The organism is Massilia sp. Soil_C_3 (genome assembly GCF_057657035.1).
Window position 1 is genome coordinate 1 of the sequence record NZ_JBDGJG010000022.1, and the last position, 1,426, is coordinate 1,426.

Annotated in this window: 1 protein-coding gene; it reads left to right on the plus strand. The window is 54.1% G+C overall.

Annotation, left to right across the window (positions count from 1 at the left end; genetic code table 11):
- Positions 1-35: 35 nt before the first annotated feature.
- Positions 36-1,387 (plus strand): IS3 family transposase gene (locus AC3A6F_RS25255; protein ID WP_487686540.1). Its coding sequence is split into 2 segments (ribosomal slippage): positions 36-524 and positions 527-1,387, totalling 1,350 coding nucleotides; the frame shifts between segments, so codons are not numbered across the junction.
- Positions 1,388-1,426: the final 39 nt, after the last annotated feature.

Below are 1,426 nucleotides of genomic sequence, written 5' to 3' on the forward strand. Positions count from 1 at the left end.
ACCCCTTGAAGTGAGACTCCACTTCAAGGGGTCTTATGAAGTACGACGAGCAGTTCAAATTTTCAGCCGTTGAGGCCTACTTAGTCGGGCCAGCAGGCTTCACTAAAGTAGCGCAACAGCTCGATATTTCGGCATCACTATTGCGTTCGTGGGTAGCGCGCTACCGCCTCCACGGCATAGCTGGGCTGGCGATGAGAGTGTGGAAGGCGCACAGTGCCGAGTTCAAGCTGTCGGTGCTGAAACACATGTGGGACAATGCGCTGTCCTATCGACAGGCCGCAGCTGTGTTCAATCTTCCTAACGCATCCCATATCGGCGAATGGGAGCGACGGCACAAGCAAGGCGGCTTCGAAGGTTTGAAACGACGCCGTAACGAAAATCCCAGAATGAAGGCTCTGCCGCCCCCTCCTACTCGCGTCCCGGTGGACGAGACGAACTGCTCACACAATGACCTCGTAGAGGAGGTCAAGCGGCTTCGTGCGGAGAATGCCTACCTAAAAAAGCTCAAAGCCTTAGTCGAGTCGAAGTCGCCTGCGCCAGCGAAAAAACGCAAGTAATACTCGAACTAAGGCTGGAGCATGGACTGACTTACTTGCTCGAGGCTGCATCTCTGGCACGCAGTACGTTCTTCTATCAGAAGAAGGTCCTGGAGGCGGGGGATAAGGATGCACAGGTAAAAGAAGAGATCCAGACCGAGTTCCATCGCCATCACGGGCGCTATGGTTATCGTCGGATCACGGCAGCCCTACGGCAAGCTGGGCGCATCATCAACCATAAGGCAGTTCAGCGCTTGATGGGCGAGCTAGGCCTGAAGTCGCTGGTTCGGCCGAAGAAGTACAAATCCTATAAGGCTGACGCCATGGAGGCATCGGAAGATGTCCTGCAGCGCGACTTCGAGGCAGATCGGCCAAACGAGAAGTGGGTAACCGACGTCACTGAGTTCAAGGTCGATGGCAGAAAGGTATATCTCTCCCCGATCATGGACCTATACAACCGCGAGATCGTCGCCTATGAGATACGAGAGCGACCGAGCCTGGAATTGGTGAGCGACATGCTCGAACAGGCGCTGAGCAAGCTTGAGGAACACGAGCGACCGATTCTTCACTCAGATCAGGGCTGGCAATATCGGATGCCGGCATTTCGGCATGCGCTCGATAAAGGTGAGCTGCAACAGAGCATGTCTCGCAAGGGAAACTGCCATGACAACGCGGCCATGGAGAGCTTCTTCGCTGTGTTGAAGTCCGAGTTTTACCATCTCAACAAATTTAGCAGTGTCGAGCAACTCGTGAGTGGCCTGAAGCAGTACATCAACTACTATAATCATGACCGCATCAAGATCAAACTGAACGGCCTGAGTCCTGTGCAATACAGAGCCCAGGCCGTCTAAACGAACATCCACCCGTCTCAGTTTAAGGGGTCACATCAC